Annotated in this window: 18 protein-coding genes; 10 read left to right on the top strand and 8 right to left on the bottom strand. The window is 53.3% G+C overall.

The window, feature by feature from the left end:
* Positions 1 to 248 precede the first annotated feature (248 nt).
* From F1728_RS08465 to gcvT, 6 genes are all read left to right on the top strand, one after another.
* A complete protein-coding gene (locus F1728_RS08465; protein WP_155363743.1) occupies positions 249 to 1,220 on the top strand; it encodes a 3'-5' exoribonuclease YhaM family protein in 972 nt (323 codons plus the stop codon).
* 4 nt (positions 1,221 to 1,224) lie between these two features.
* The gene (gene rnr / locus F1728_RS08460; protein ID WP_155363742.1) at positions 1,225 to 3,522 is read left to right on the top strand and encodes a ribonuclease R; all 2,298 of its coding nucleotides are present in this window, start codon (positions 1,225 to 1,227) and stop codon (positions 3,520 to 3,522) included.
* A 309-nt stretch (positions 3,523 to 3,831) separates the two neighbouring features.
* Entirely contained in the window at positions 3,832 to 4,575 is a 744-nt protein-coding gene (locus tag F1728_RS08455; protein WP_155363741.1) for a succinate dehydrogenase cytochrome b subunit, read from the top strand.
* A gap of 77 nt (positions 4,576 to 4,652) precedes the next feature.
* A complete protein-coding gene (locus tag F1728_RS08450; RefSeq protein WP_155363740.1) occupies positions 4,653 to 6,584 on the top strand; it encodes a fumarate reductase/succinate dehydrogenase flavoprotein subunit in 1,932 nt (643 codons plus the stop codon).
* A complete protein-coding gene (locus F1728_RS08445; RefSeq protein ID WP_194242740.1) occupies positions 6,584 to 7,345 on the top strand; it encodes a succinate dehydrogenase/fumarate reductase iron-sulfur subunit in 762 nt (253 codons plus the stop codon). Before F1728_RS08450 ends, F1728_RS08445 begins: the two co-directional genes overlap by 1 nt.
* 209 nt (positions 7,346 to 7,554) lie before the next feature.
* The gene (gcvT, locus tag F1728_RS08440) at positions 7,555 to 8,652 is read left to right on the top strand and encodes a glycine cleavage system aminomethyltransferase GcvT (RefSeq protein WP_155363738.1); all 1,098 of its coding nucleotides are present in this window, start codon (positions 7,555 to 7,557) and stop codon (positions 8,650 to 8,652) included.
* 136 nt (positions 8,653 to 8,788) lie between these two features.
* On the opposite strand, the gene F1728_RS08435 is transcribed toward gcvT, so the two are convergent.
* A complete protein-coding gene (locus tag F1728_RS08435; protein WP_149341219.1) occupies positions 8,789 to 9,853 on the bottom strand; it encodes a fatty acid desaturase family protein in 1,065 nt (354 codons plus the stop codon).
* Between the two features lie 534 nt (positions 9,854 to 10,387).
* On the opposite strand from F1728_RS08435, the gene F1728_RS08430 reads away from it, so the two are divergent.
* A complete protein-coding gene (locus tag F1728_RS08430) occupies positions 10,388 to 10,654 on the top strand; it encodes a hypothetical protein (protein ID WP_155363737.1) in 267 nt (88 codons plus the stop codon).
* A gap of 17 nt (positions 10,655 to 10,671) precedes the next feature.
* Here the strand turns inward: F1728_RS08430 and F1728_RS08425 are convergent, their stop codons facing one another.
* The 6 genes from F1728_RS08425 to F1728_RS08400 all read right to left on the bottom strand — a co-directional run bounded on the left by F1728_RS08425 (position 10,672) and on the right by F1728_RS08400 (position 18,567).
* A complete protein-coding gene (locus F1728_RS08425) occupies positions 10,672 to 11,928 on the bottom strand; it encodes an MFS transporter (RefSeq protein ID WP_155363736.1) in 1,257 nt (418 codons plus the stop codon).
* A 410-nt stretch (positions 11,929 to 12,338) separates the two neighbouring features.
* The gene (locus F1728_RS08420; protein ID WP_145037556.1) at positions 12,339 to 13,163 is read right to left on the bottom strand and encodes an ABC transporter permease; all 825 of its coding nucleotides are present in this window, start codon (positions 13,161 to 13,163) and stop codon (positions 12,339 to 12,341) included.
* Between the two features lie 48 nt (positions 13,164 to 13,211).
* Positions 13,212 to 14,240: an ABC transporter ATP-binding protein gene (locus tag F1728_RS08415; protein ID WP_155363735.1), complete on the bottom strand. Its 1,029-nt coding sequence runs from the start codon at positions 14,238 to 14,240 to the stop codon at positions 13,212 to 13,214.
* A gap of 98 nt (positions 14,241 to 14,338) precedes the next feature.
* A complete protein-coding gene (locus tag F1728_RS08410) occupies positions 14,339 to 15,406 on the bottom strand; it encodes a beta/alpha barrel domain-containing protein (RefSeq protein WP_155363734.1) in 1,068 nt (355 codons plus the stop codon).
* Positions 15,407 to 15,498: 92 nt separating this feature from the next.
* Positions 15,499 to 17,547: a carboxy terminal-processing peptidase gene (locus F1728_RS08405; RefSeq protein ID WP_228030560.1), complete on the bottom strand. Its 2,049-nt coding sequence runs from the start codon at positions 17,545 to 17,547 to the stop codon at positions 15,499 to 15,501.
* Positions 17,548 to 17,940: 393 nt separating this feature from the next.
* Positions 17,941 to 18,567 carry a TetR/AcrR family transcriptional regulator gene (locus tag F1728_RS08400; RefSeq protein ID WP_155363733.1) on the bottom strand — a complete coding sequence of 209 codons (627 nt, stop codon included), beginning with the start codon at positions 18,565 to 18,567 and terminating at the stop codon, positions 17,941 to 17,943.
* Positions 18,568 to 19,122: 555 nt separating this feature from the next.
* On the opposite strand from F1728_RS08400, the gene F1728_RS08395 reads away from it, so the two are divergent.
* From F1728_RS08395 to F1728_RS08385, 3 genes are all read left to right on the top strand, one after another.
* Entirely contained in the window at positions 19,123 to 20,130 is a 1,008-nt protein-coding gene (locus F1728_RS08395; protein ID WP_155363732.1) for a DUF1559 domain-containing protein, read from the top strand.
* A 63-nt stretch (positions 20,131 to 20,193) separates the two neighbouring features.
* On the top strand, positions 20,194 to 21,870 hold the full coding sequence (locus tag F1728_RS08390; RefSeq protein ID WP_155363731.1) for an aldehyde dehydrogenase family protein: 1,677 nt from the start codon (positions 20,194 to 20,196) through the stop codon (positions 21,868 to 21,870).
* A 33-nt stretch (positions 21,871 to 21,903) separates the two neighbouring features.
* Positions 21,904 to 24,237, top strand: a complete 2,334-nt coding sequence (locus tag F1728_RS08385) for a parallel beta-helix domain-containing protein (RefSeq protein ID WP_228030558.1) — start codon at positions 21,904 to 21,906, stop codon at positions 24,235 to 24,237.
* 9 nt (positions 24,238 to 24,246) lie between these two features.
* Here the strand turns inward: F1728_RS08385 and F1728_RS08380 are convergent, their stop codons facing one another.
* Positions 24,247 to 25,182, bottom strand: a complete 936-nt coding sequence (locus tag F1728_RS08380) for a diguanylate cyclase domain-containing protein (RefSeq protein WP_155363730.1) — start codon at positions 25,180 to 25,182, stop codon at positions 24,247 to 24,249.
* Positions 25,183 to 25,372 lie beyond the last annotated feature (190 nt).

Raw genomic sequence — 25,372 nt, 5'->3', positions numbered from 1 at the left:
AGTGGGGGACAAAAATATTCGGATGAGATAAAGCCTGTCGGACAATGGCTTGTCGAAACAGGGGATTCAGATCGGGCTGACAGGGCTGTTCTTAACAATCGGAGAGCAAATAGGAGAGAGTTTCAGATCAGACAGGTGTCGGACTTGTTGAGCAGGATGGATCGGCTTAAGATCGTTCTATTGTGTTTCTTAGCGAAACTGAAGATCGACCGCTGCGTTTGAATTGAGATTCTGAAAGCCGATTCGAGATGTCTCGACAAAATATAAATCAACTGAAAGACGGGGATACTGTAAACGAGGTTTATCTGTTAGTTGACAAGCAGTTACGAGCGAATCGGAATGCAAGTCTGTTTCTGTCTGCTGATCTGAGAGATGCGTCGGGTGTCGTCAATGCGCGGATGTGGAATGTTGTCGAAGATCGGATGCTGCACTTTCAGTCTGGCAACTACGTTCAGGTGAAAGGCAAAGTGCATCTCTTCCAGGGCGCACTGCAGATCATCCTGACCTACATCGAACCGGTCTCCGCGGAGAACCTGGACCCGGCTGAGTTTCAGCCCCAGGCATCACATGATGTGCAGGCACTGCTGGCGCGGTTACGTGAGATGCTGCTGGGAATTGAAAATAATGAGGTCCGCACTCTGATGGAGTGCTTCCTGGTTGATGAAGCGCTGATGGAAGAGTTCTGTCGGGCTCCGGCCGGTGTGAAGACGCATCATGCCTACCATGGCGGGCTGATCGAGCATGTGGTCAACCTGATGGAGACCGCGCATCGGATTGCGGATCTGTATCCCAAAGCGGATATGAGTCTACTGCTGGCAGGTGTGTTCCTGCACGATATCGGCAAGGTCCGCGAACTGGGCTACGAGAACGAATTTATCTATACCGATGAAGGACAGTTGCTGGGGCACCTGATTATTGGCGTAGAAATGCTGACCGAGAAGATTCGCGCTTACCAGGAAATGACGGGAGAATCTTTCCCCAAGGAAGCGGAATTACGGCTGAAACACATGATTGTAAGCCATCATGGCACGTATGAATTTGGCAGCCCCCGTCTGCCGATGACTCCAGAAGCAGTCGCCCTGCATCATCTGGATAACCTGGATGCGAAAGTCAATGAGTTCGCGCGGTTCATTGACGATGATCTCAATTCGACATCCAGCTGGACTCCCTATTCACCTCGCCTGCAGCGAAAACTGTTTAAGGGAATGACTGAGGACTGAGTGAATGCCCGATTTTGAGAAGAAGATTCTCGAGTACGTAGCCCGCCCCGGTTACACACCGATTCGGGAAAAAGCGCTGCTGAAAAAAGTGGGAGGCTCCAAGTCAACTTCTTCTGAATTCGAGCAGGCCATGCAGAGCCTCCAGTCCCGCAAAGAGATTCTCGTCTCCGATTCGGGGCTGATTCGCCCCGTGAAAAAAGAGGGTTGGATTGCCGGGATTATCAAGAAAATCAATTCCGGGGCCGGGTATCTGATTCCTCATCATAAGCCGGACGACATCGCCCACGACCAGCGTCACGCAGGCGATCTGTATATTTCCGAGCGGGATATGGGGGATGCTCAGACTGGCGATGAGGTTTATGCTACCGTGATCAATCGCCGCCGCAGCGGAGGGCAGATCTGTGGTCGCGTTGTGGAAATCATCGAGCGGGCTTCGACGACATTTGTCGGCACTTACTTCGAAACACAGGGCGAAGGCTATGTGCACGTGGACGGCAAGATATTCAACTCGCCGATTCATGTGGGCGATCCGGGTGCGAAAGGTGTTGAACCTGAGGATAAGGTCGTCATCGACATTCTGCATTTTCCTTCGAAGAGCTATCTGGGGCAGGGGGTGATTTCCAAAGTCCTGGGGCCACACGGGAAGCCGGGCGTTGATCTGCTGTCCATCGTCTACGAATTCGGCATCCCGATGGACTTTCCGGAAGAGGTTCTGGAAGCAGCTCGAGAGCAGGCGAGCCTGTTTGATGAGACAAAACTGGGGAATCGCCGCGACCTGACTAACGAGACGGTCGTGACGATTGACCCTGCGGATGCCCGGGACTTCGATGATGCAATTTCGCTGACTCAGAACGAGCGCGGGCACTGGGTGCTGGGCGTGCATATTGCTGATGTGGCGCACTTTGTCAAAGAGGGTTCTGTACTGGACCGTGAGGCCCGACGGCGGGGGACCAGTGTGTATCTGCCCGGCCAGGTGATTCCGATGCTGCCTGAGATCATTTCAAATGGTCTGGCCAGTCTACAACAGGATCAGGTGCGTTTCACCAAATCTGCGTTTATCGAATTTACGTCGGATGGTGTGCCTGTACATACGGAGTTCGTCAATTCCGCGATTCGGGTCAAGAAGCGGTTTGCTTACGAGCAGGTACTGCCCATCATTCAGGAGTGTGACGAAGAAGGGGACCGGATACCCCGGGACGTCCGCGAACTGCTGAAAAACATGCATCATCTGGCAATGATGCTGCGGAAACGTCGCTTTGCTGCCGGCGCACTGGAGTTGCACCTCTCCGAAGTGCGGCTCACCTTTGACGACAAACATCGTGTGAGTGGTGCTGTTGAACGCGAGCACGACGAAAGCCACCAGATCATCGAAGAATTCATGCTGGCGGCGAATATCGCTGTGGCAGAAGGACTCAATGACCGGGGACTGCGGTTTCTGCGCCGCGTGCATCCGTCGCCTGACTACCAGCGGCAGGTGGAATTCGCCGAGTTTGTGAGCGCACTGGGTTATACACTCAAAAAGGCCCAGAGTCGTAAGGACCTGCAGCGTCTGATCGAGCAGGTGCATGGAACCGCAGTCGAACAGGCCATCAATTATTCCATGTTACGTAGTCTCAAGCAGGCAGAATATACGGATGAAGAGCTTGGGCACTACGCTCTGGCCGTTGAGCATTACTGCCACTTCACCAGCCCGATTCGGCGGTACCCTGACCTGACAATTCATCGCATGATCGATGAAATTCTGGAGCGTCCCGACAAAGGGAAAGGGCAGAGCCCCCAGGGGCTGCGTCAACTGGGCCACGACCTCTCGTTGCGTGAGCGTCGTGCCGAGTCGGCAGAACGGGAGCTGACTAAAGTCAAACTACTGACCTGGATGGTCGAAAATAAAATCACCACACTGAAAACTATGATCACGGGAGTAGAGTCGTTCGGGCTGTTCTGCCGGGGTGTGGATGTGCCTGTGGAAGGACTGTTACACATCAGCCGACTGGGCAAAAACGATTACTTTCACCAGGATCCAGCCAAATTCAGTATTGTTGGGGAGCGGACAGGTCAGGAGTTCCGTATCGGCGATTTCCTGGAGGTGGAAGTCGAAAAGATCGATCTGGATCGTCGGGAGCTGGATTTTCGAATGCCCCGAGCGGAGAGGTCAGGCAATTCGAAGTCAAAATCAGACAACGGTAATTCGAAGCAGTCTGGTAAAAAGCCGACTCGGGCCTCTTCCAAGGGGAAGGGGGCTGTGAAAAAGAAGAAGAACCGGCCGGGGAAGTCACCGCGGAGCAAAAAGAAGAAACGCAAGTAAGCTGAGTGCCTTTGAGAAGTGTCTGCAGGGTACGGATGTTTTACTTGAAACCGGGTAAGCTGGAGCTAAAACAACTATGCAGAGCGGAAATTTGCAAAAGGACTTCAGTTTATAATTCTGTGAAGATTGATGTACGAAGGCGAAGAAATATAATAACTTAAGCTCTATAACGAATATGCATCGTTCGGCGCCGGCAGATTCAATCAGGTCAGACTGAGTGACCGCCACGCTGGCTGCTATGTTTATAGATTTCACTATCACAATATTATTCACGGGATCTCAAGCAGATCACCGGGTGAGTGCTTGATTATGGTGACGAAATTGGCTGAGAAACAGCAATCCTCTCCGTCAGCAGGCGGAAAATCAGCGACGAAGTGGATTATGACCCTGCTTTCCTCTTCCATTGGCCAGAAGTTCGTGATGGGCATCACGGGCCTTCTCTTGTGCGGCTTCCTGGTTGTGCATCTGGCGGGGAACCTGCTCGTGTATGTCGGCGCAGACGCCTACAACAACTACGCAAAAGAACTGCACAGCATGATGCTGCTGCCTGTAGCGGAGACGGGACTGTTCCTGCTGCTGTTCGCTCACATTGCACTGGCATTCAAGCTGACCAGCGATAACCGCAAGGCACGCCAGATCACTTATCATGAGAAGCAGAGCAAGATTCAGGAGCCACCTTCCATTTTCGGACGTACTCCGATGGGGCGGACCAGTTCCTGGATGTTCATTTCGGGGTCCATCATTCTGATCTTTCTGATCATGCATATGATCGACATGAAACTGCATCTGAACCCAACGGTCGACTACAAAGACCAGTCACCTTATGGCATCATCGTGCAGGTTCTGGGCAGTGTTTTGAGTGCCCCGATTTATATTGTGGGAACGCTTGTCCTCGGATTTCACCTGTCTCATGGATTCTGGAGTGCGTTCCAGTCGCTGGGACTGAATCATCCCAAATATACACCCTGGATCAAGAAACTGGCGATTCTATTTGCGATCGTCATTGCGGCTGGCTTTGTCAGTCTGCCACTCTGGGGCTTTTTTATCCGCTAACCTTCCGCCAGTCATTTGCGTCGGTTTAGCACCATCCAATAGATAGTTTCACACGTTCCGTTTTGAAGGTAGATATCATGGCCGAGTCGGCTACGACGGTTTTGAATTCTCGAGTTCCTGAAGGTCCCATGGCCGAAAAATGGGATCGTTGTAAGCAGGAGATGAAGCTGGTTAACCCGGCGAATAAACGGAAGAAAAAGATCATTGTGGTGGGGACCGGTCTGGCAGGGGCCTCTGCTGCTGCCTCACTGGCTGAACTGGGCTACCAGGTACAATCGTTCTGTTTTCAGGACTCTCCCCGTCGGGCTCACAGTATTGCCGCCCAGGGGGGGATTAACGCCGCCAAGAACTATCCTAATGACGGCGACAGCGTCTGGCGTCTGTTCTATGATACGGTGAAGGGGGGCGACTTCCGGAGCCGTGAAGCGAACGTGCATCGCCTGGCCCAGGTCAGTAACAACATTATCGACCAGTGTGCTGCCCAGGGCGTGCCTTTCGCCCGTGATTACGGCGGATTGCTGGCCAACCGGTCCTTCGGTGGGGCCCAGGTTTCCCGTACTTTTTATGCCCGCGGGCAGACCGGGCAGCAGCTGCTGCTGGGGGCTTACAGTGCTTTGATGCGGCAGGTGGGAACCGGGCGTATCAAGCTGTTCCCGCGTCGTGAAATGCTGGACCTGGTTGTGGTCGACGGCGTTGCCCGGGGGATTATCGTTCGTAATCTGATTACCGGTGAGTTCGAAACCTATTCGGCCGACTGTGTGCTGCTGGCGACCGGCGGTTACGGAAATGCCTTCTACCTTTCGACCAACGCGAAGGGTTCGAATGTGACCGCCGCCTGGCGGTGTCATAAACGGGGGGCGTTCTTTGCGAATCCCTGTTACACACAGATCCACCCGACATGTATTCCCGTGAGTGGTGATTACCAGTCCAAGCTGACTTTGATGAGTGAAAGTCTGCGAAACGACGGTCGGGTCTGGGTTCCCAAATCAGCCGATGATAAACGTCGCGGTAATGAAATTCCTGATGAAGAACGGGACTATTACCTGGAACGACGTTACCCCGCTTTCGGTAACCTGGTGCCTCGTGACGTGGCATCTCGTGCAGCCAAGGAACGCTGCGATGCCGGTTACGGTGTCGGTTCGACCGGACAGGCGGTCTTTCTGGATTTCCGCGATGCGATTATCCGCGATGGAAGACACGCCATCGAAACCAAGTACGGCAACCTGTTCCACATGTATCAGAAGATCACCGGCGAAAACCCTTACGAAGTGCCGATGCAGATTTATCCCGCTGTGCACTATACGATGGGTGGGCTGTGGGTGGACTATCATCTGCAGAGTACGATTCCCGGTCTGTTCGTGCTGGGTGAAGCGAACTTCTCGGACCACGGTGCCAACCGGCTGGGGGCTTCCGCTTTGATGCAGGGACTGGCAGACGGTTACTTCGTCGCTCCTTACACAACGGGTCACTTTCTGGCTTCGAACAGTCTGCCTGAGGTTTCAACCGAGGATGAGGCGTTCAAGGCCGCTTTGGCGAATGCCCAGGACAGAAACTCAAAGATTCTGGGAGTCAACGGAACGCGTTCGTCCGACAGCATCCATCGCGAACTGGGACACATCCTCTGGGAATACTGTGGTATGTCTCGCGAACGCCAAGGGCTGGAAACAGCCATGGGTAAGATTCGCGATCTGCGGGATGAGTTCTGGTCGAGCGTGAAAGTGCTGGGCGAAGGCGAGCAGTTGAATCAAAACCTGGAACACGCTGGTCGTCTGGCAGACTTCCTGGAATTCGGTGAGTTGATGGTGCGAGATGCCCTCGTGCGGGAGGAATCCTGCGGTGGTCACTTCCGTGAAGAACATCAGACTCCGGAAAACGAAGCGTTGCGTGACGATGAGAATTTCTGTCATGTGGCTGCCTGGGAATTCACAGGGGTCGGCAATGAGCCGGTCGAACACCGAGAACAATTAGAATTTACTGAAGTACCTCTGGCTACGAGGAGTTATAAATAATGAGCGAGACTCTGGATCTGACGCTCAGAATCTGGCGCCAGCCTGGCCCCGATGCCGTCGGGCGATACGTCGATTACAAACTTACCGACATCTCCACGCATATGTCCTTCCTGGAAATGCTGGACGTGTTGAATGAGCAGCTGCTGCAGCAGGGCGAAGAGATGGTTGCTTTTGACCATGACTGTCGTGAAGGGATCTGCGGGATGTGCAGCCTGATGATCAACGGACAGGCACATGGTCCGGATTCAGGCACAACTACCTGTCAGCTGCATATGCGGCGGTTCAAGAATGGCGACACGATTGTGATTGAACCCTGGCGGTCGCAGGCGTTTCCTGTGGTTCGCGACCTGGTCGTCGATCGCAGTGCTTTTGACCGGATCATCGAGAAGGGGGGCTTTATCTCGGTCAACACCGGGAATGCTCCCGATGCGAACAATATTCCCGTTCCCCTGCCGGTCCAGGAGACAGCCATGGATGCCGCAGCCTGTATTGGCTGTGGTGCCTGTGTGGCCGCCTGTAAGAATGCTTCGGCCATGCTGTTTGTTTCTGCGAAGGTGTCACATCTGTCGACACTGCCTCAGGGGGCTCCCGAGCGTGCGAGTCGTGTGCAGAAGATGGTTGCCCAGATGGACGAAGAAGGCTTTGGAAACTGCACGAATACGGAAGAGTGTTCGGCTGCGTGTCCCGCAGAGATTTCGGTTTCCAACATTGCCCGTCTGAACCGCGAATACCTGCGTGCAAAGCTGTGTGCGAAAGACTAAGCACGCAACCGAATGATCATTTACAGAGCGAGGGACCTGCAGGGACCCTCGCTTTTTTTGTTGGTGGCCGGCGGTTGGTTTTGATTAAATTAGGATTTTAAGATTCGCGGAGTCTGTTGATTGCGAGATAGTCCGGGAAGTTCCACAATAGTCGACAGCGCCTGAATTCCCCTTTATCAGTCCCCAATTTAAAGTCAGAAGAGAGAGCTGTGTCTGAATCTTTACTCACTACTGCCTGCCACCAGTGGCACGTTGATCATGGCGGCCGAATGGTCGATTTCGCCGGCTGGGAAATGCCTCTGCTGTATACGAATATCACCGCTGAGCATCATGCGGTACGCCAGGCGGCAGGTTTGTTTGACATCGCCCACATGGGGCGGCTCTTTTTCAGTGGGCCGGATGCATGCCGCTTCCTGGATCATCTGCTGACGAATAACGTCGAATCACTGAAGCCGGGACAGATCCGCTACTCACTGGTGACCAATGAATCCGGGGGGATCCTGGATGACGTGCTGGTCTATCGATTTTCCGATTTCTATCTGCTGGTGGTGAATGCATCCAATCGACTTAAAATCGTTGACTGGATCGAACAGCAGCGGGAAGGTTTCGATGTGCAGATCGATGACATGACCTGCGAAAAGTTCATGCTGGCCCTGCAGGGACCTGCTTCGCTGGGAGTTCTGAATCCATTGGCTGAGGCGGAGCTGAGCGAAATCAAATATTATTACGGCGTGGAAACCAAAGTGCTGGGCGTAGATGCTCTCGTGAGTCGGACCGGATATACCGGGGAAGACGGCTTCGAGGTCGTCGTTGAGCAGGCTGAAGGTCTGGCACTCTGGGAACGACTGATGGCAGACGGTCAGGGGGCAGGACTGGTTCCTGCGGGGCTGGGATGTCGCGATACGCTCCGTCTGGAGGCCGCTATGCCCCTGTATGGGCACGAACTGGACGAAGAGACCGATCCCTTTACTGCAGGGCTCAACTTCGCTGTGAAGCTGCAGGCGGCTGATTTCGTCGGTAAAGAGGCATTGATCGCCGCCAAGGCTCGTGAAGATCGTAAGGTACGCATTGGTTTTACCCTGGAAGGGAAACGGGCGGCACGCGAAGGTGCAGAGCTGTACGATGGCGATCAGAAGGTGGGCGTCGTGACGTCTGGGTCATTTTCACCGACGCTGGATCTGCCACTCGGCATGGCTTATGTCGAAGCCGCGTATGCAGAACCAGGACAGGTGCTGGAAGCGGATATTCGCGGCAAGCGATTTCCGGTAAAAGTGACCGCACTGCCATTCTACAAACGCGACACTTAGAGAACCACAGGCGAGGCGTAGCCGGCAAGTGGTATCGGCTACGCTGAAGCTGGGTCTTCCGTTCGAGTTTCTGCTCAGCGGCTTATATCGCCGACACCAGAGAAGGAGCGTAAGACAGTGGGGGTTTCAGGTAATCTTAAGAACCGGAAGCGTTTGTCTTCTGTTCTTTTTTGGAAACATAGTCGGTGTCTGCCAGAACTTCCTGAGCAACGTCGCCGACGAAGTTGTCGATCTGTTTCTTTTCCTTGCCTGGCGCTGGTGCTCCGGCATTCATGCCGACACCCGGTTGTTTGAAGAAGGAGGGGGCCATGTCGATGATGGCGCTCCAGTAGGTCGTGAAGACCGGGTATTTGACATCGGGGTTCTGCTCTTTGTAATCATCCATTTTCTGCAGGAGCAGGTTGTGGGCGATTTTTGGATGGCGGTGATGCGGTCCGTGTACAAAGATGTCAAAGTTGAAGTAGGTACAGAGCTTCGTGATGATATTATTTCCCACGACCGTACGGGTTCCCAGCATGGGATCGTAACTGCTCATTCCGAGATGTTCTGTGAACTTACGGGTATTCTGGTAGATCCCTGCGAGATAGTGGGGCAGAACCCAGACACGTAGCAGACCGATGAGTGCACCGTAGTAGCCACAGAGAGCGATCACGGAACCCCAGAAGATTACAATCGCCGCATATTCGTAGCGAATGGTTCTACGGAGTTTGGGATCGGTCAGAGGAGAATCTTTGTGCCAGAAGATGCGACCGTAAATGAACGGGGCCATGAACAAACCCAGAGCCAGGTCGAACCAGACAAACACTCTGCGAAAGCGGAGTGATGTGTTCGGGTCAGAATAGGGCCAGAGTTCCCAGTCGCTGGGTTTATTCAGGTAGGCGTGGTGACGAATATGGCTCTCACGGTAAACCGTGTAGGGTACGAACATCGCTGTCCCCAGGATTCGCCCCAGCCAGATGCTCGCATTCTTGGAGCCGGAGAGCGTATGGTGAGAACATTCGTGGAAGCAACTGGTCCAGCAGAACAGACAGTAGGAAATAAACAGTGTTAGAAAGATCTGCCAGCTGATGGCATCAGTGGGCCAGTAAACGGCAAGACACCAGATTGCGATCAATCCGACAGGCAGGAACAAAAAACGAGGGATGGTCGTTTTTTCTTCTAGTGCTTTTAATTCCTGTTCAGTGAATTGTGTTACGGACACGTTGAGCTCCGGTCTAATAAACTACCAGCACGTTTCTAATATTTTATTTAACCAGTTGTGAGTAACGGCGCTGCGTTACAATGAAATCAAGTTAAACCAGTTAAAATGTTACTCACAGCAAAACTGTGAGTCAACTTATCAGAAATTTCGGCCATTCTCTTTATTTACTACATCATGTCTTGTGATCTCGCGCTCATGATGCAATTATTTTTTTTAAGTCGGACTATTCGGGAGTAATATTTACATTGGGAGTGTTAAGCCAGTTAAGTTGATTTTGGGGAAATGCGGGTTCTACCGCAAATCTCTCACCCTTATTGTCGGAAATTCATTATTATAGCTGGTTTATGGAACTTGCACTTGAAAAAAGTGCGGAAATCCCAATTTTTCAAAACCTGCAGGCTGAGTAGAAATTGTAGTCAGACCTGCGATAATTCAAACCGATATAAGTCTTCAATCACCCCGACCGGGACAGGGGCCCTTCCCGTTTTGCGTTAAATTTTTTGGGAAAAAGATCTCAGGAGTTAAGTCTTTCCGATGCCAGAATATTCAAATTATCAAAAGGATGTGATCAAACGTTACTATGACAATCGGGATTCGATTGATCAGCAACGCTTGTCTGAGCTCTGTACCAATCTGTTTTTGACGGAAGGCAAAAAAAAACAGAAGTTGTGGGAGAAAGCTCAGGAGATCATGGAACGCCTGAATGTGCCGCCGACCCGCATTGATCATGTTCTGAAGTCCGCCGATCCAGCCATCCTGGCAGAAGTCGTCAAGGATCTGGAATCCGGGGTGATTCGCTAGCGAACTTCGGCAGGAACTCAATCGCCGGAATCGTCCATTACGGTGCAGAGTTCCTGCTTCGGCGCGGGGACCGCGCTATCCTTGCTGATGCTGTGATTCGTCGTCAGTGTGTAGACCAGTGCCGTACACGTCATGACTGAAGCAGACGTGTAGAACATGGGGTAGAAGCCCCAGTTATCGATGATGCCCCCCAGGATCGGAGCGAAAATAATAGCACCTGCGTCGAAAAAGCCCAGCACGATAGTCGTTCCCGTCCCGCGATATTGGGCTGGAAACGATTCGGTTCCCAGGGAGACCACAGCCGGAAAGAGCAGGGCGTGTCCGAAGCCACAGAGAATCGCGGGGCCAATCAGCTGCCATTCCTGAGTGATGGATGGCAGGATCGTATGTCCAATCGCGTGTCCCATCAGGCCCATGGTGATCATTTTGGTTCGACCTACCGTCGTTCCCCAGCGGCGGGTGTAGATACGAATGAAGAAGGCTGAAATCGCATAACCCAGGAAGAATGTCCCGATCCCGCCCAGACCACGTTGAGAGACGAAGCGGGTTAAAAAGACGCTGATCACGGTAAAGCTGAGGCCCATCATGATCGCGACCACCATAACCTGCCCCGGCCAGTAGCGGAACAGGAGCTGGTGTGCAGCAGGGGTGACCTGTGGTCTGCGGTGAACATCGTTGTGGGTGACGTATAAGACGATCAGGAAGTAACTGAAGCCCAGGAATGCAGGGATACCGAACAGGGCGTAAAACTGGGCATTGCCGGCGGGAAGCCAGCGCATCATCAGGTCACTTACCTGGGTTCCCAGGATCATACCGACGAATCCGCTGCTACCCAGGCTGCCAATGACTTCGGTCCGCCTGTGATGTGGGACTTTCTGCTGGATATGTACGACGGAGCAGGTAAACATGCCTGCGATACCCGTCGCAAAGCACATTCGTAAGGCGAAGATTTCCCAGCCCAGGCTACGACAAAGTGTCATGCCGCCGGTTCCGACGACGAAAATTGCTGCAGACAGGGCCCAGAGTTTTCTCACACCGTAGCGATCGATACCCTGACCGAGGAAGAAGCGGCCGATTAAGGCGACGAAGACGCCGCAACTGACAATATCACCGACGAGCTCTTCGGTACCTCCCAGATAGGTGACCAGATCTGCGAAGCGGAAGGTGATTGCATTTGCGGTCACCAGCAGCACATTGGCCAGGTAACAGAACCAGAACAGCCGGTTGTATATAGGTTCCTCTTCATCTGAGGGAATTACAGGTGTGATAGACATTCGTTTTAATTCAGGTTAGGACAGATTGCCGGACGTTGTACCAGTCTTTCGTTCGGAAACAGAAACCGTTTCCGCTCACAATTCAGGATCAGCATGTCTGATTCGGCGGGATCAGTCCGAGTCCTGCAAGCGTCTTGTGAGGCTCTCTGGCGGGTTCACAACGGGGAGACACAGCGGGGTGTCTTCGAGTTCGTGATTTCGAGGGATGTCGCGACTCACTTTCTGGCGAGGTGTCGCAGATGTCGGAAGTACACCACATCCATGACAATATTCTAGCAGAGTGGGGCCGATCCGTCTAAGGGGGAAATGTTAAAGTTTCGCTCAAACGGCGTGGAAACCAGTGATTTCGTGCAGCTGAACAGGGCTGCGGGGTGGTTTCAAGGCGTCCGCCCGGGTGGCGATTGCTGCCTTTATCCACCAAAGGCACTGTAACGGCGGATACCCCGCTGGAATGCGATCCGATTCAGTGAAAACAGGACGACAATCCAGACAATTTCAATGGACAATTCGATGATCAGTTCCTGATGGGTATATTTCCCTAGAATGACAGTCCCGGGAAAGTACGCCAGATATTTGAATGGCAGCAGTTGCATCCACTGGCTCAGCGGTTCCGGAAAGAGGTCCAGGGGAATCATGTGGCCTGAAAGGAAGTAGTTGAGCATCATATAGATAAAGATCAACGAGCTGACTTCCAGAAACCAGAACGCAATCAGGCCGATGAGTGACTCAATCAGGAAACCGACGAGAAAGGCCATCAGCAGGGAGAGGATCCAGGCAATAATCGTAAAGGCATCCGGCCAGCCCGAGAAGTAATCCCGACAGAGGTAGAAGAGCAGGATAAACGGACCGAGGGCGACCATGTAGTACACCAGCTTGTGAGCCATGCGGGCCCAGAACAGATAGCCCAGCATATCGATCGGCTGAATCAGATATTTTTTAATGGTGCCATCCCGCACATCGTTGGCGATGCCATTGGCCAGACCGGGCATGCTGGAAAAGGCACGTCCGACCATAACCAGCAGGTAATAAGCGACCATTTCCTGGTAGTTGTAGCCTTTAATATTACTGATCGGCTTGGCCGTGTGGATGCCGTAAATGGCGCCCCACAGGAAGATCTGAGTGACGATTGGCAGGAAGCGGACGAAGGTCGCGAAGACGAAATCTCCCCGGTACACCAGTCGTTCTTCGATTGATGTTTTGAGGATGATCCAGTTAGTCCGCAGGCTGGCGATCATGTTTCTTTATGGAAATGCTAAGAATACGTTTACTGGTGGCAGACGGAGTTACTCGGTTGTTGTCGGCTCCAGACTCTGGGCCTGCTGGTAGTCCGACGTCTCTTTGTGTTCGGTAAAGACTTCTGCGATTACTTCTTCGAGGGGGCGTTCCTGGACGCCGACATCGAGGATACGGTATTTCGCGAGCAGGCTGGAGAGGATCTCCGGAATTTTATTCCGGGGTACTTTGAGTTTCACGCGTGGCGCTTCATTTTCGAGGACTTCTCCCCATTGGGAGAAGTCGCGGGGCATGTCATCACCGTCAAACTGGACGTCCATGATTTTATAATTGCTGAAGCGGTCGAGAATGTCGCTTAAGGGGCCATCATGCTTGATGCTTCCCTGGTTGATGATGATGGCCCGTTTGCAGAGGGCTTCCACATCTTTCATGTAATGACTGGTGAGTACGACCGTCGTCTTCTGCTCGTTCTGGTAGTATTTCAGAAATTCCTGCACGCGGCGTTGAGAGACGACGTCCAGGCCGATCGTGGGTTCGTCGAGCAGCAGAACATCAGGGCGGTGCAGCAGGGCGGCGATGAGTTCCATGCGCATCCGCTCCCCGAGGGAAAGTTCGCGGACCGGCTGGCCGATCAGATGTTTGACTTCGAGCAGGCTGGTGAGTTCATCGATCCGGCGATCATACTGCTGTGGGTCGATGCGGTAGATCTCTTTGTGCAGCCGGAAAGATTCCTGTGCCGGAAGGTCCCACCAGAGCTGGTTCTTCTGTCCCATGACCAGCGAGAAGCGGCGACGGTATTCGTTCTCGCGTTTCCAGGGAACGTGTCCCAACACGGTGGCTTCGCCTGCTGAGGGAAAAATCAGTCCTGAGAGGAGTTTCAGGGTTGTGGTTTTGCCTGCGCCATTCGGACCGAGGAAAGCGACGATTTCCCCCTGTTCGATGGTGAAACTGACATCGGTCACCGCATGAACGGTTTTATGCTCGCGCTTCCAGAGGCCTTTCAAAGAGGCAAAAACCCCTTCGTTTTTCTGGTAGACTTTGTACGTTTTCTCAAGATTTCGGACGACAATGGCATTCATGCCATCATCTTACGGTACCTGTCGCGATGGGTCGAGCGACAAAACCAGCGATTCAGAAAAAACAGACAGGCGGGGGCCTTTGCTCTAACCCGGGGCTCTCAAGACGCTTTTTGCACGAGTTCTGCACGGATCTGCCGGGCAATCAGCGGGTCGATCATCGCCGCCGTCGCCAGATGAGTGGCCTGGGCACCGGCGTTCAGGAACTCTCTGACATCCTCTGCTGTACTGATGCCGCCACAGGAGACCAGTTCCGGACGCTTTACATTTTGAGGTAAATCTGCGATCAGTCGGGCAAAGCATTTTAGCTGGTGCAGAGAGGCTTCACGGGTAACGGCACCGCAGATTCCCCGCTGCTCCCCGTTGAATAAGGGAGTGCCCTGGGCATCGGTGACCGTAGTGGCGACACTGTTGGTCATCACGATTGCTGTCGCGAAGGGAGCGACCGCCTGCAGGAATTCAAGGGCGGTCTGTTCCTGAGTTAGATGTCCGATTTTGATCAGGTAAGGAGTGTCGCCGATCGCCTCTCGGACGCGACTGGCGACCAGAGTGGCGGCCTCTGGTTGCTGATATAACTGTCCGTCGCGGGTGCAGACATTGGGGCAGGAGAAGTTCGTTTCTATACAGTCGGCTCCGCTCTCAAGGGCCCAGCGGGCACAGAGTGCGTAATCCTCAGCGAGGTCTTCCAGAGACCAGCCAGGCTGGAGACTGCCGACCACGGAGACCGACAGGATTTTTTCAGCAGGCAGTAACTCGCGGGTGCGGGTGATATCGTCGCGCCAGATTTCCGGAGCGGCGGAAGGCATACCGAAAGAGACGGCCCAGCTCCCCTGCATCTGGTCGGTGAGGGTGACCTGCGATTCCTGACCTGTCATGGAAGCTGCAGTTACAGGCTGCAGGTTGGGAAGCGGGTAGCATTCCCGTGCAGACGAGCGAACTGTTTTGTAGGTCAACACATCGAAGCCCAGGCTGGCGTAGTACAGGACCCATTTTCCATTGAGCAGCGGACCGGCGGGGATGCCCAGTGGTGAGGGGACCGGGAGACCACAGAAGCTCCAGTTGCCCGGAACAGCTGGGATCTCAAGTTCGCACGGTTCGGGGGCATGCTCGTAGTTCCACTGGTAAGTCTGCAGGCGATCGTAGCGGGGCAGGGAGGCAGGGTTCTGCATCTGGTATCCTGAAGAAATCAATCAGCGAATGAAAAAAGCTCCGACCCTCAATTGAGAGTCGGAGCTACCGGGGGGAATCATATCCTTTGAGACTAGCGTTGGACTGTGTTCATGTTTTTGAGCACGTTCATGTAGTCGACAGTGATATTCAGGATCTCATCGTTGTAGTGATCCTTCTTGAAGATGTCTTTGTCGGCTGCTTCGTCCTTCTTCTCGTCTTCTTTTTTCTTATCCTCTTTGTCTTTTGACAGCTCTTTACGCCGTTCGGCTTCGACCAGAGAGATGGTTTTCTGATTTTTCTTTTTCAGATACTTATTGATTTCATCCTGGGTTTCTTTGAAATCTTTGTCAGCCACAACACGTTTGGTGCTGGCCTGCTTCAGGTAATCCAGGATTTTCGGACTGACCATTCCCAGCGATTCGTGTGGAGCGATTTCGGTTTTGTCGAACTCCATTGCATCATCCAGGAAGGATTCACCCAGGTCCATATTGTCGATCAGCGAAGGCAGAACGATATCGGAACGGACGCCCCGGTTCTGAGTACTGTCGCCGTTGACGCGGTAGAACTGGTTGATGGTCAGTTTCAGAGCACCCAGGTCCTGGCCTTTGAGAAAGGAGAACATCTGGTTGCTGACCGGCATTACGTTCTGTACCGTTCCTTTACCGTGAGTGGTGGTATCACCGATGATGATGCCACGCTTGTAGTCTTTGATGACGCCGGCAAAGATCTCGGAAGCAGAGGCGGAGAGGCGATTACAGACCACAACCAGCGGACCGGTGTAAACTGCACCCGGTTCAACGTCGCTGTGGATTTTGCGTTCGCCGTCCATCTGCTTGACCTGCACGACAGGACCTTCGTCAACAAACAGACCGGAGACTTCGATGGCTTCGCTGAGTGCACCACCACCGTTGAACCGCAGATCGATAACAACGCCATCGACGCCACCCTGATCACGGAAGTCGTAAAGTACCTGACGGACATCGCGGGCGGTACTCTTGAAGTTCTCATCACCCCGTTGTGCTCCACGGAAATCCCGATAGAACGAAGGGATGCTGATCACGCCGATGCGTCCGGTCTTGCCGGGGAGACGTTCTCCAGTATCGATAATTTTCCCTTTGACTTCGGAAGTGCTCAGTTCGATCTTCTTCCGGGTCAGTTTGTAAACTTCCATGGCATTGTTTTTCTCTTTTTTGACCCGCAGTTGAACTACGGTGCCTCGTTTGCCACGGATGTAACGTACAACTTTGCTGAGTTTCATTTCGACAACGTCGACGAACTCGCCATCTTCCTGGGCGACACCAACGATTTTGTCGCCTGCTTTGAGGCGACCGTCTGCATCGGCTGCACCACCGGGCACGATTTCAGCAACGACGGTATAACCTTCTTCGGAACGCAGAGCGGCACCGATTCCATCGAGGCTGAGTTCCATGCTGATCCGGAAATCTTCCAGTGTCTGGGGAGACATGTAGCTGGAGTGGGGATCGAAGCAGTGAGTCAGGGCGCTGAGGTACATCTCCAGTTTCTCAGGCTTTTCAGTCTGAGCCATGGTGCGGAGATTGTTGCGATAACGTTTGTGTAACTGCTCGCGGGCTTTCGCGAGTTCGGTGTCATCCAGAATCAGGTTGAGCAGATCGTATTTGACCCGTTTTCTCCAGCGTTCGTTCATCTCGTTCTGATCTTTGGCAAAATCGAGATCTTTGGCATCCACGATGATCGATTCATCGACGGTGAAGTCATGATCGACATCGACGAGCTGCTGTGCGTAGTCCATCCGCTCCTGCAGACGCTGGAGGTAGAGGTCAAAAGCATTGTAAGCAAAGCTGACATCGCCAACGGCCAGTTTGTCGTCCAGCTGGTCTTTTTCCGCCTCAAATTGCTCGATGTCGGATTTGTAGAAGTAGAGCTTCTGTGGATCGAGCTGTTTGATGAAACGTTTCATCAGTTTCGCCGAGATCTCGTCATTGATGGGTTTGCCGCTGATGTGGAACCGACTGACCATGGCACAGACGCGTTTGGCGGTGACAGAGTCATTCGAAGAGTCCGAGACAGAGGCCTGCTGAGCGAAGATTGCGGTTCCCAGCAAGAGGACCATGCAGAGACTGAGAGCAGAGGCTGCTTTTGAGGGAGGATTTAACTTCATAAGTTTCGTCCGTTATCTGAATTTCATGTGAAAGAGAAAGCATCAGTGAAGCCGACGTGACACCGGGAATTCACTTATGTAAGCCATTCGATATTATAGGATCTCGGAAAAGAGGACAAGATGACATTTTCCAGTTAGGCGTCTCCGATCTACCTGACAGCGGCGGATTTAATGAATTGCTGCTGTCAGAACGAAGGTCCTTTTCAGGCAGCAATCCCGTAGGCTTTCTTACGCATTTGGGTGAAGATCTGTTGGTCAAACCTGAGGAAATTCTATCGCTCTCAGTTCCCGGGGGACGCAGCAGGATTTCTCCGGTTCCGGTCGGCTCGAACCGATGAGATATTTAAGGCCGCGCGATATTCCTAAGTGTATTAAAGGAAACAGATTGCGTTATTATTTGTCGTCGGGGGGCTGTGGTTGAAACAGCTTTCCGAAGATTGACAGGCAGTTCTTCCAGTGTTCCTGAAATTCTGGGGAATCAACCGGGTGTCCGGAAATCAGCTGCGCCAGCTGGGGCAGCGTGGCCGGAAAAAAGACCAGGGCAGTAAAAATCAACATCAGGCAGACCGGATCGAACTCGTCAGAGACGATGCCCGCTTCCTGCGATTTTTTTAGACGGTTGATGTGATTCTGGTAGTATTCCCGTCGCCAGGGCTCATCAATCAGGGGAGCCCCCTCATTCTGCTGGGCTTCATTCAGCAGAACGCGAACATAGTTCTGGTCGCGTAGATTCTCTTCAAAGTAGTACTGCAGAATCTCGGTGATATCGATAGGAATCTTTTCGACGGTGTCGCTGCGTTCCTGGAGTTTGTTCTGCAGGGCGGCTTCAAAGAGGCCCTGTTTATCAGTGAAATAGCGATAGATCAGTGATTTGTTGAAGTTGGCCTGTCGGGCGACCGCTTCAATTCGGGCTCCCTCGACTCCCCGTTCGGCGAACTCTTCAATCGCCGCCTTCAGGATGGCTTCCTGGGAAGAGACTTCTTTTTTGGGGGAGATTGCACTGGTATCAGTTGACGACATATTCGCTCCATTCCTGGCGGTTTGAAAGAGTATACCTGTCACGCCTGTGGTTGTGAAGATTCCCAGAAGGGGGGAACGGATCAGCGGTTGGTTCCATCGAGAAATTCCTGAAGAATTATATTGAAATCGAAAAACCGAGTCGCTAGCATGTGCATTGTAACGGTAACGTTACCGGTGATCTATTGGTTTTTTAGACAAAATCAGTCGAATTTTCGTTCACATTTTGAGTGAACAAGAGGTTAATCACTTTAGAGAACGTCACGTCTAATACCTGATACAGGTCTGTATCGGACTAAATAGCTGAGATGCGCGGCGGCTTCCCGAAAGGGGAGATCTGCTGCAGCCACTACTTCAATTCTGTTTGAAAAGAATGTTCCGAGAGCACGCGACTTTGTAGCTCCCAGTCTGTTTGAAAGACGGGGGGGGGGGCGACAAGGGATGCACTCTCATACTGTGTTCGCGTCATGTAATTACCAGAACCGGTTCTGAGAATCGGTGTTCGATAATTTGATCAGGCACTTTTCATACTTTTACGGAACTACGAGGAGTAACGCTATGGTATGTCGTCAACGTCTGAAGCGAGGCTTCACTCTCATCGAGTTGCTGGTCGTAATTGCCATCATTGCAATTCTGATCGCACTGTTACTCCCTGCAGTTCAACAGGCCCGGGAAGCGGCCCGTCGTACGCAGTGTAAGAACAACATGAAACAGTTCGGTCTGGCGATGCACAACTATCACGAAGCGCACAGCACGTTTCCGCTGGGGACGAGCGTTAATTTCAGCACTTCTTCCGGGGGAGGTAACTTTATCTCCAACGGGATCGTGATGATGCTGCCTTATTTCGATCAGACCAACCTTTCGAATCTCTACAATCAGACGATCGCCTGGGAAAACCAGTCCGCTGCTGCAGCCCGGACCGTGGTGCCTACGTTTGTCTGTCCTTCGAATGTCGGACAGAACCCGATTACCGACTCAGCTTTGGGGGCCTTAAGTCTGCCTGTGGGCAATACATTTGGTATCACCACCTATGCGCTCTGTCGCGGATCGAATATCGGCTGGTGCAGTTCGAGCAATCATCCCAGTACCGTCAGAGGGATGTTTGACCTGAACCGCGGTGCCAAGATGCGGGATATCATCGACGGTTCCAGCAATACGATCGCGATGGGAGAAGCAGGGACCGGCCCCCAGTTCAAGTTGTGTGAAGGACAGGGTTGTACCACAGCGGCTTCACCGGTGGTTGAAGCTTCTCAAGCCTGGATTGTCGCACAGCCACCCAATACTGACTTCAAACCTGTGCTCGGGGCCCGGGCCAGTATTTTCGGGAGTACGGCAGATCGAATCAATAAGAATGCTACTACAGAGACACTGATTGATCTGGCAGGTTATTCCACCTGTTCCTTGAGTGGCGCGGATGCGACCAGTAACTTCCGCAGTCAGCACATTGGTGGCTGTCATTTCCTGTATGCCGACGGTTCCGTGCATTTCATCAGTGAAAACGTTGACCTGGGAACCTACCAGGCGCTGTCTACGATTGGCGGAGGCGAAGTCGTCGAGACTCCGTAGTAACAGGAACCGTTTGAGAAAGATGAATCGGTCACTGATACCCAGCGCTCTGTCAGGGAGATTATGATTCAGCAACAACCACACGTCTCTGACGAAGCAGCGCCTGCGGTAGCGCAGGCGCTGCTGGATCTGACGACAGACGATTCCCCACGCTCGCTCCCGCTGGAGGAGCGGATGCGGTTGACGCGTGAATGCCTCTCCTGCCTGTCAACAGCGGCGCGAGAGTGGGTTAGTCTGTCCTGCCGGGCCAAACGGATTCCTGAAGGGAGCCCGGTTCGTGCAGAGGAGGTGCTGGCGGGACCGGTCTCGGTGGCCCGTTACCTGCAGGTTCTGCTCTTGAGCTTCAAGTCCATCGCACGGACGGGAGCACCACCACTGCCGGGAACACCGGTGGATTCGAAGACGGGTCTGACACGGGTTCCTGTGTTTCCTGCGTCTGGCATTTATGATTCACTGGTCTTTTACGGATTGAAAGCAGAAGCCTGGTTAAATCGTTCTGAAGGTAATAGTGGGCTGTTCGATCTGTCTGTTTTGGAGAATCATGCTCGGCCTTTAACTCTGGTGCTGGGGGCGGGAAATGTTTCTGCGATCCCTGCGACGGATGTATTGACAAAGATCCTGCAGGAAGGAGAGCGGGTTCTGTTGAAAATGAATCCGGTCAATGAATATTTACAGCCGGTGTTTGAGCGGGCCTTTCAACCGTTGATTGCTGCGGGGCTCTTGCGAATTGTCTGTGGTGACAGCGGCATCGGCGCGTCACTGGTCGAGCAGCCGGTGTTCGAACGAATTCATATTACCGGCTCGACGCAGACACATGATGCGATTGTCTGGGGCGCGACTAGTGACGAACGCAGTACGCGGAAGGAAGAGAATCAGCCGCGCCTCCAAGTGCCTATTACCAGTGAACTGGGAAATGTCTCGCCGTGGATTGTGGTTCCCGGCGAGTATTCTGAGAAGCAGCTGCGGTTCCAGGCGGAAAACGTGGTCGCCTCGATTGTGAATAATGCTTCGTTCAACTGCCTGGCCACCAAGCTGATTGTCACTGCGGCTCATTGGAAACAGCGCGACCGTTTTCTATCACTGATTGAAGAACGGCTGTCACAGATACCGCCCCGCTATGCATATTATCCGGGAGCGGCAGACCGCTGGGATCGCTTTGCCGGTGAGTTGCCTCCCGATGAAGAATATCTGCCCTGGAAACTGATGCGGGATGCGGATCCCAGTGAATCGCCTCATCTGTTTCAGGAAGAGTCGTTTGTCTGCGTCTGTGCGGAGACGGCTCTCGGGGGGGATTCGGCGGTTGAATTTCTGGGACGTGCCGTTTCGTTTGTGAACGAGGAAGTCTGGGGGACCCTCTGTGCCACGATCACGGTACCGGACCGGTTTCGCAAACAACAGGCAGATCAACTGGAGCAGGCAATTGCCCGGTTGAATTACGGTGCGGTTGCGATCAACCACTGGCCGGCATTGAATTATGCGTTCATGACAACGCCCTGGGGCGGGGCTCCTGGAGCCGATCTGCGGGATGTCGCCAGCGGGATCGGAAATGTGCACAACACCTACTTCCTGGCCGGTGTGGAAAAAACGGTTCTGTTCGGGCCGCTGACTTTGATTCCGCATCCGGTCTGGTTTGCTTCGCATCCCCATCCGGAAGCGGTGGGCTGGCGATTGTTTGATCTATATACCCGACCTTCGCTGGGTGGTTTGATGAAGGTCGGGCTCTCTGTGGTGAAGCCTTAGTTCTATTTTTCTCTTCGATGCAGGTTGATTTCCATGAATATGCTTTCTCGCCCGGGCACTCGAGTTCACTCCGTTTTGCTGTTGTGTCTGTGGACCGGTCTGGTCTGCCTGACCACTGTCTCTTCTACACATGCGGCCGCGCCGAGAGAACTGAAGCCGGCCACATACACGTTCCGTCCGGGGCCTGAGTTTCAGTTTGAATTCCAGGAACGCCTGATCGAAGCGGTGCCGGGAGATATCCTGGAGCTGAAGGCGGGGACTTACCATCTGCATTCGGGGCTGAACCTGGTGACGGATAATGTCACGATCCGGGGGGCGGGCCAGGATAAGACGATTCTCTCTTTCAAAAACCAGCGGGACGGGAGTTTTGGATTGCTGGCCAGCGGCGATAACCTGGTGCTGGAAAATTTTGCCGTCGAAGATACGAGCCATAATGCGATCAAAGTCCTGGGGGCGGAGAACGTAACCTTTCGCGGGGTGCGTACCGAGTGGACCGACGGACCGAAAACAACCAATGGTGCGTATGGCCTCTACCCGGTTCAATGCAGGAACGTGTTAATCGAGAACTGCATCGCGATTGGAGCCGCGGATGCGGGGATCTATGTGGGGCAGTCGACCGATGTGGTCGTACGCGGTTCTCGCGCGGAGGCGAATGTAGCGGGGATTGAAATCGAGAATACGATCAACGCCGACGTGTATGATAACGTGGTCACGAATAATACCGGCGGTCTGCTGGTGTTCGATCTGCCGGGACTGCCTCAGAAGAACGGACGTCATGTGCGGGCGTTTCGGAATCATATTTTCAAGAATAATCTGGCCAACTTCGCCCCGAAAGGGAACATGGTGGCTTCCGTGCCCGCGGGGTCGGGGGTGCTGATCATGGCGACCGACGAGGTCGAAGTGTTTGAGAATCGCATTGAAGACAATCGCTCCTTCAGTGTGTCGGTTGTCAGTTTTCTGATCTATGGCAAAAAGCTGAAAGATCCACATTACGATCCATTTCCGGAGCAGGTTTACATTCACGACAACACGATTAAAGGGGGAGGCACCGATCCGGATGGCGAACTGGGACTGCTGCTGAAATCGATTGTGGGAACGCCTCTGCCCGCGATTGTCTATGACGGGGTGACAGGACCCTCTCAACAGAAGGGGAAGCAGGCAGCGAAAACGAGAAGCCTTACACTAGCCAACAATGGAGAAGTTGGATTTCTGAATATCGATTTCAGTAATCTGACACCTGCGAATATTGCGACAGGCAAATACCGTCCGAGTGGAGATCTGGCACCGTTTGAAGGCACGCTGGAGTCATTGAAGCCGGTCAAACTCAAGCCACATGGGATTCCCAATCTTTCGCAGAACACCACTTTGAACGTGTATTATGATGCACCCCGCAAGCTTTCTGAATTGAAACTGTTTAAAGGGAACGGAGCTGATCAACAGCCAGCTGCCGGTGTGATTCCTTATGACTTAATCACGACTTTGTTTACCGATTACACTTCCAAACACCGGTTTATCCGACTCCCGCCGGGGAAGCAGATCAGTTATCAGCAGTCGGGTGTGCTTGAGTTTCCAGTGGGCACGATGCTGATCAAGACCTTTGCCTATCCCAAGGATATGCGCGATTCGCAGGTGGGAGAACGACTGCTGGAAACGCGAGTCGAATTTCTGGAACCGACGGGCTGGTATGGTTACTCCTATATCTGGAATGAGGCACAGACGGACGCCGAGTTAAGTCTGGGAGGGGGCGAAGTCGAAGTCGACTGGATTCATGCAGACGGCCAGCCACGTTCGACGCGGCATCTGGTGCCGAATGCGAATCAGTGTCTGAGTTGTCACAGTCACCACGATAAGTACGTCCCCATCGGACCGACGGCTGCGAATCTGAACCGGATGTTCGACTATGCCCACGGGGCAGAGAATCAGCTGGCCTACCTGAAACGGAATGATCTGATCAAGGATTGCCCGGAGCCCGATGCGATTGAGCGGCTGCCGGCTTTTGCTGATGCCCACTCGGGTAATGTCAACGAGCGGGTGCGGGCGTATCTCTCGGTGAATTGCGGACACTGTCACAGTCCCGGTGGAAATGCACGGACCACTGGTCTCGATCTGCGGTACCTGCAACAGGATCCTGCGAAGATCGGTGTCTGGAAAACGCCAGTGGCGGCGGGACGGGGTTCCGGTGGACGGAGCTACGACATCGTTCCCGGTGCGCCGGAGAAATCGATTCTGATGCATCGTCTGCAGTCAAACGATCTGGCTGCACGCATGCCCAACATTGGAAACCGGATTGTACATCAGGAAGCGGTAGAACTGATTCGGCAGTGGATCAGTAAAATGGAATCGACGAACGACGAAGCTGCGCAGTAGCGCAGTGGATCACATGGCCCGCTTGTGTTCGTACGAGTGGCTGTCCTGAATGATCAACTGGTTGCGCCCCTGTTTCTGAGATTGAGTCAGAGCATGGGCGCCCCGTTCGAGGGCCAGTTCCGCTGAATCGCCGGGTACGCAGGTAATGTAAGCCAGGCTGGCAGTGACCACGACTTCCGGACTGCTGGTTTCCAGACGGAAGTGGTGATGGCGGATGGCATCGCGGATGAGTTCGGAACAGGCCTGTCCTTCTGAGACTGTCAGTCCCGGAAAGAGAATCGCCAGGGTATCTGATTTCCAGACACAGATCACATCCTCGTCCCGGATTTTATGCAGGACCAGACGAGAGAGTGTCTTCATGAACTTGGCAGGCGCCATCAGGCCGAAGCGGTCTTTGAGCTGTTCGTGTTGATTCATCTGTACCAGCAGCAGGCCGCTGTTTTGTTCGGTTTCCGTTCCCGCGAGCAGCATCATTTCCAGGTTCGCTTCAAAGGCGGATGCGTCCGGGAGCTTGATGTGAGTCTGTTCGGGCTGGAGTGCCCATTGCATCGCAGGAAATTCCTGCAGCTTTTTCTTGTCTGTTTTGGGAGACGCTGATTCTGCTGCGGGATCGGGTGTCTTGCGTTCGACGAGGCGACCGACCAGGTCGAGCAGTCTGGAACGCTTCTGATTCAGTTCGGCAGACTGTTCGCGAGTCAGGATGGGACCTGGATATTTCTCAAGCAGGGCACAGGCTGCGTAGGCGGTTTCCAAAGACTTTTGTACGTGCTGGTAGCAGTTCTGAAGATGTTTTTTCGCGCGACGGAAGTCGCGGTCGGTGCTCCCTTTGCCCAGCAGATAGCCAGCGACGAAGCCCAGACTGACGGCAATCAATAGACCGACGCCGAAGCAAATCAGGATATCTGACGACAGAGAGAACAGGCTGGCTAAAGGGATCGCGGTCATGCTTCACTTCTTGATCAGGAAGGAAAACAGAGTTTCAAAGGATGAGAATCAACGTACTCACGCGTGCGGCGAACCGGCCCGGTTGATCGTCGTACATCTGAAGCTTACCGCGCAGAATGGAGGGATGTTGCCGACAAAGCTTACCCGATCCGAAATCCTGCGGTGGGGTGGCGCGGGTTGTGCCGGTTAT

This window comes from Gimesia benthica (assembly GCF_009720525.1).
Classification (GTDB): domain Bacteria; phylum Planctomycetota; class Planctomycetia; order Planctomycetales; family Planctomycetaceae; genus Gimesia; species Gimesia benthica.
Note: the sequence above shows the minus strand (reverse complement) of the source record. Positions and strands in the feature narration are given on the sequence as shown.